The sequence below is a fragment of the Lihuaxuella thermophila genome (assembly GCF_900110165.1).
In the GTDB taxonomy this organism is placed as follows: Bacteria; Bacillota; Bacilli; order Thermoactinomycetales; family Thermoactinomycetaceae; genus Lihuaxuella; species Lihuaxuella thermophila.
The window spans coordinates 40,597-46,707 of the sequence record NZ_FOCQ01000022.1; the positions used below are offsets into that span (position 1 = coordinate 40,597).

Sequence of the window (6,111 nt, forward strand, 5' to 3'; positions counted from 1 at the left end):
GGAGACCGTTCAAATGCTTTGGCGATACAGATCAATATAAGACTGTTGTTGTTTTTTCAAATGTTGAACCATGGCTTCTTCCGCCCTGCCGTTTTTAAGTCCGTCAATGATCTGCTGATGTTCGGCGATCACTTCCTCCCGCCTCGATTCCCGGTGCAGGACACGCATTCCGATTCGCCGGATCATATCCGAAGTTTGAATAAATACAGCCACCAGTCTCCGGTTGCCGGCCAATTCAAACATCCATTGATGAAAATCTTTGTCCAATAACATGAAATCGTAGTCGTTTTGCTCCCTGCTGCTTACTTTCATCGATTGCAAGATCGTTTCCAACTGCTTTAAGCTTTTTAAGTCCATATGGGACTGAATTTTGTTTACGACATAAGTTTCAAGGATCAAGCGAATTTCAAAGAGATCATGAATATCCTGGGTGGTGACCGGACTGACAAATGTTCCTTTGTAAGGGATACTGTAGATCCACCCTTCCGCTTCGAGAGTCTGAATCGCTTCGCGGAACGGGGTTCTGCTGATTTGAAACCGTTCATGCGCAGACCGTTCCGTAATCATCTCATGATCATGGAACTCGCCCCGAATAATCGCTTCTTTTAAAATGGTATACGCCTGTAACTTCAGCGGGTTTGGCCTTGGTAACTGCTTCACGTTGAACCTCCCCTCCCTGTCATCGCGCTGCGCTCATCAAAACAGACTGACCAAAAACCATTCCGATATATTATACAATAAATATTATATAAAATATTTAGATAATTTGTACATGTCTTTTGATCAAAACACCGAAAATGAGCAAAAGAAGTCTACTTATCAGAAATTATCTCTATCCATTCGCAATGTTCTCGTCAATCGAATCTCTCGATCGAAAAAGGAACTTGCAACCTCATTTTCCATTTAAGAGGCGATCGCTATTTTAATCAGTGCGTGACCTGGAGCAGTTTGGCTTGCAATGCCGGAGTAATCTCACCCATTTTATCCCACACAATAGTTCCACCGTTCGCAGCCCCGAATTTTCTCTTGGCCGATTCTTCGACGGCACCGGTTAACGCCTTTATATTTTCGTCTCTTTCGTTTCACTTGGGATTGGATTGAACGCATGACACGGTAAACGACTTGGTGAGCTTTGCCATCTCCATTCCTCCGCTCACTCAAATCCACATGCTTCCGCAAGCACATCTACGATGTGCACAGCCTGCATATGGTTGGATAAGCCGAGCCGTTCTGCCCCTAGCCGCATCTGGAGTAAACAACCGGGATTGGCGGTAACTATGGTGGTCGCGCCCATCGCTTTTACTTTTTCCATCTTCTTATCCAGAATTTTGATCGATTCCTCATAATTCAACATGTTATAGATCCCCCCTGATCCGCAACATGATCCACTATCTTCCCATTCAACAACGTCCGCCCCCGGTATCGAACGCAGCAAATGACGGGGTTCGTCATACACGCCCTGCACATACCGCAAATGGCAGGAATCCTGGTAGATTAGAACTCCGCGCCGCTCCTTTCTATACGAAAGAGGACCGTATTGCATCAAAATTTCGCTGATGTCCCTTGACCGATTGACAAACCGTGCGGCTCTCTCCTTCCAATGTTGATCTTCCATGAGCAGGTGATCGTATTCACGCAGGATCGCCCCACACCCGCCGGCGTTATTGACGTAGAAATCGGCCTCGGATTTTTCAAAAGCTTCAATGTTCGCTTTCGCCAATGCTTTCGCCTGTTCCAGAAGACCTTGATGGGCGTGCAGAGCCCCGCAACAGGTTTGATTTTGGGGCATAACCACTTCACATCCCACCGATGTGAGAAGTTCGATCGTCAGCCGGTTGGTCCGGTACATCAGGGCATCCATCACACAGCCGGCAAAAAAAGCCACCCGTGATTTCTTTTGTCCTTTTGCAGAAATCACCGTTCCCCATTTGTATCGTTTCCCCGGTGATTCCAGAGATGGAAGAACGTTCTCCAAATTAGCGAACGGTTCAGATATTCGATGGATTACTTTTGTCTTCCGAACGAATTTGGCGACACCGCTCTTTTGGTATAACCAGACTAAGTTTCCGATCGCACGCAATCGTTCGGGATATGGGAATAATTTCATCAAACTCAGTCTTTTCATTCTTTCACCAAACACAGCTCTCTCTTTCTCTTTTTGCGACTCTTCAATCGCCTGTTTGGCAAACTCCAAAATATGTCCATATGGAACATTTACCGGACAAGCGACTTCACACGCCCGACAGCCCAAGCACAGATCGATCGGATTTTTTAGATTTTCCTGAATGTCGATCTTTCCTTCCGATGCCAATCGGACCAGATTAATTCGTCCCCGGGGGGAAGCAGATTCCTTTCCCATCGAATCATACGTTGGACAAACGGGTAAGCAATAACCACATTGGACACATTTGTTTGTTAATGCATAAGTGGAATGGAATAATTGCTGCACCGGATTTCCATTGCTTTCCGGCTGATGGCTCTTTTGACTCAAACTCATTCTGTTAACACCACCTTGGTTTGCCCAGGTTTGGGGAATATTTTTCCGGGATTTAAGATGTTGTTTGGGTCCCATGCCTGTTTAATCTTTTTCATCATGGCCAAACCGATTTCACCCAGTTCCATTTCCATATAAGGAGCTTTCAACGTGCCGATCCCGTGCTCTCCGGAAAGAGTTCCTCCTAATTCGATGGCCGCCTTAAATATTTCACTCACAGCCTCTTCGACTCTTTTCATCTCCGCGAGATTACGTTTATCCGTAATAATGTTCGGATGGAGATTCCCGTCTCCGGCATGACCGAATACGACAAGATTTAATTGGTATTTTTCCCGAATCTGTTTCAGGCGCTCCATCATGTCCGGAATCTTGCTTCGAGGAACCGTCGCATCCTCGGAAATCTTCGTCGGTCCCATTTGTGTAATAGCAGGCGAAACCATTTTTCGCGCCTTCCAGATCTCCTGTCGTTCTCTTTCGTCTTGCGCAACTCTGATCGTCGTTGCTCCCATTTGCAGGCATAATGTTTCACATTGAGAAATTTCTTCTGCAACTGCGATCGGATGCCCGTCAACTTCAACGATGATTAATGCCTCAGCATGAAGCGGCAAACCGCACGGTTGAAAGTTCTCTACAGCGCGCATACATGCGTTATCCATCAATTCCATAGCGGCCGGCAAAATCCCTGACGACAAAATGTTCGTAATCGCATGTCCCGAATCAACCAGTCGGTCGAAAGCAGCCAGCAGCGTCCCCCTCGCCTGTGGTTTAGGAATCAAACGTAAAATGGCTTCAGTTACAATCCCCAATGTCCCTTCAGAGCCCACAATCAGTCGGGTAAGATCATATCCGGTCACATTTTTTACGGTTTTTCCCCCGGTACGAATCATATCCCCGGTTGGCGTCACCACTTCTAACCCGATCACGTATTCCTTGGTGGTTCCGTATTTCAATCCTCTGGGACCACTCGAATTTTCAAGTAAATTTCCACCAATCGTTGAAACGTGAGAACTGCTCGGATCCGGAGGATAAAACAACCCCGCCTCTTCCGCTTTTCGATGAATGTCAGCTGTGATAACGCCCGGTGACACAATTGCAAGGAGATTCTCACGGTCTATGATCAGTTTTTTGTTTAAGCGGGACATGTCTAAAACCATCCCTCCCTCTACCGGAAGGGGGCCTCCGCTCAGAGAAGTAGCCGCTCCTCTCGGATAAACGGGAATCAAATATCGGTTGGCAAGCTTCACCAATCGACTGATTTCTTCAGCATGTTCGGGTTGAATCACAATATCCGGCAAATATTCGCCAAAGGAAGCATCAAAACTATACGAATACCGATCCTGCAACTGCAAAAGGATTCGATCGTTTGGAATGATTTTTCGGATTTCTTCCAGAACCTTTTGATCCATTCTTTCCCATCCTTTCAACAAATCAGATCCCCAGCCATTGTTTTGGATCGTGGACGAGAACTTCTTTCACAACTATTCAGGGGTACGTTCACTGTCTGTTCACAGATGATGATGTATTGACCGAATAAAAAAATCGACGAAGACGACGGTTGCGTTACCACCAGGCAGACCAAATGTTCCACATGTACTTAATCAGCTTATGGTCCGAGTCGTTTTCGATCGCTTTAAAGATGTTTTGGACAACACTAAATTCTCCCATTGATCATCTTCTATTAATATCATTCAATAAAAAAAGCTTGTCGACCTGTATAGAATACACATGTCGACAAGCCGGGCACTTGATCTTGAATTCAAGTGCTTTCTATTGGCGGAAGTGAATTATTGCTTCGACCCTTTCATTCTGTTGCGGAAAGTGTAAAGCATGAACCCTAGTCCCAGTAAAAGCATACCTAAGCCAACCGATACCCAAACCGGATAATTGGTTGCTGTCTTGGGCATTTTGGCACCTGGTAGCGTATCAGACGGCTTGTCGCCGGGATTGTCACCAGGTTGATCTCCGGGATTATCTCCAGGATTATCACCGGGGTTGTCGCCAGGGTTATCGCCGGGGTTGTCACCAGGGTTATCGCCAGGGTTGTCACCGGGGTTATCGCCAGGGTTGTCACCGGGGTTATCGCCAGGGTTGTCACCGGGGTTGTCACCGGGGTTATCGCCGGGGTTGTCACCGCCTGGCGGTTCTCCGCAATTTCCGTTAATTTTGACTTTGGCGCTGATGATGTGACCTACTTGTTTGCCGTTGATTGTCAACTTGAGTTTCAGCGCATACTCACCCGCAGGGCCGTTGGGATTTTTGGCGGGGATATACCGTATGGTAAGATCTTTATTTTCGCCATTCACTTCAACTTTTCCGTCCGCAACCAGTTTGCCTTTGATTTTGGCCGGACGAACTTCCGGATACCAGTAAATTTCATACGGAACCTCGATCTTCAGCTCTTTTAATTGATCGAGTGAAATCCCCAACGGTTTCGTAAGTTTCCCAACTTTCACTTTTGCATAGATCTCTTTGCAATTTCCGCCAACTTCGACAAGATTCAAAGCCTTGATTTTCCCCAACAAAGTCAGGTTGACATTTAAATTTGTGAGTGACTGCTGTGCGGATGTTACAGCCGGAAACAGCGTACACACCAGCATAACAACCACAGACAAAATGACAGAATAAGTTTTGTTAACCATTTTTATGTATCCCTCCTTGCCCTATATTATTTTACACAAATCTCCCATTTCCTTTTTGATTCGCGAGAAAAAAATAAAAAAAAGATCATATTATAAAAATATATGCATATGTGATGCTTTCTAACTTGATTAATCGATGTTTCAAATAAAATATAAATAAAACAATTATAAATCATAGAATCTCTGCATCAACGGAAGCAGCACAATGATTAAGTCATACAATTTTGAAATTTTAATCTTGCCCACACTTTAATCCCAAGACTGCGAAAAAATACTAAAACACAACAAAAACGGTGTCCCGACTCTTTGGAACACCGTCTATTTCATCTATATTTCCCTGAACAACTTCGCCATTGAAATAGCGAGCTTCTCGTTTCATTGAACAGACCCATGTCGTATGCTCCAAGTTCCATGTCTCATACAGTCAGAATGGTAGATTTTAGAGAGTTTCCGCACTACATGCCCTTATGCTACAGTTGTCAGGCAAACAGGGGGAATCACGAGCAACGCTCATTTTCATCTTCCCCATTGAAGGGGGAAAAATCCTGCGCGTTCGTCTTAAGCCGCTGAAGTTGCTTTTTCTGTTTGGTCTTGTTCTCCTTTTGCCACAACGACCGCTACACATACATCGCCGGTAATGTTCGTCACTGTCCGGCTCATATCAAGCAGCCGGTCCACGCCCAAAACAATCGCAATTCCCTCAACCGGAAGACCGACAGATTGCAAGACCAGGGTGAGCATGATGAGACCGGCTCCAGGTACCGCAGCAGTTCCGATCGAAGCAAGCGTAGCCGTCAATTTGACCACTCCCCATGCCTAAAGGCAGGGGATTCTTGGGTAATCTCCCCCAACCGGGAGAAATAGACCAAGCTCAAACCGTGGTCCCCACGGCGATGAATCTTAAACCTTCTTGCAGAATGTTTTTGGCGGCATTGATGTCCCGATCGTGATGAACACCACATCCCGGGCATGTCCAAT

General features: G+C 45.9%; 6 protein-coding genes and 1 pseudogene. All 7 read right to left on the reverse strand.

The window, feature by feature from the left end; translation table 11 throughout:
• Positions 1-9: 9 nt before the first annotated feature.
• Entirely contained in the window at positions 10-660 is a 651-nt protein-coding gene (locus BMW55_RS18055) for a GntR family transcriptional regulator (RefSeq protein WP_089973124.1), read from the reverse strand.
• 266 nt (positions 661-926) lie between these two features.
• Positions 927-1,064: a sigma 54-interacting transcriptional regulator gene (locus BMW55_RS19100; RefSeq protein ID WP_139179543.1), complete on the reverse strand. Its 138-nt coding sequence runs from the start codon at positions 1,062-1,064 to the stop codon at positions 927-929.
• A gap of 89 nt (positions 1,065-1,153) precedes the next feature.
• Positions 1,154-2,497 (reverse strand): (Fe-S)-binding protein, encoded by a 1,344-nt coding sequence (locus BMW55_RS18060; RefSeq protein WP_089973127.1) that lies wholly within the window; start codon positions 2,495-2,497, stop codon positions 1,154-1,156.
• Entirely contained in the window at positions 2,494-3,900 is a 1,407-nt protein-coding gene (locus tag BMW55_RS18065; RefSeq protein ID WP_089973133.1) for an FAD-binding oxidoreductase, read from the reverse strand. Before BMW55_RS18065 ends, BMW55_RS18060 begins: the two co-directional genes overlap by 4 nt.
• 378 nt (positions 3,901-4,278) lie before the next feature.
• Positions 4,279-5,133, reverse strand: a complete 855-nt coding sequence (locus BMW55_RS19600) for a hypothetical protein (RefSeq protein ID WP_211663690.1) — start codon at positions 5,131-5,133, stop codon at positions 4,279-4,281.
• A 558-nt stretch (positions 5,134-5,691) separates the two neighbouring features.
• Positions 5,692-5,937: pseudogene (locus tag BMW55_RS18075) on the reverse strand (dicarboxylate/amino acid:cation symporter); the annotation flags it as partial.
• A 67-nt stretch (positions 5,938-6,004) separates the two neighbouring features.
• Positions 6,005-6,111 (reverse strand): zinc ribbon domain-containing protein (locus BMW55_RS18080; protein ID WP_139179474.1); only part of this gene is annotated, 107 nt, incomplete at its 5' end.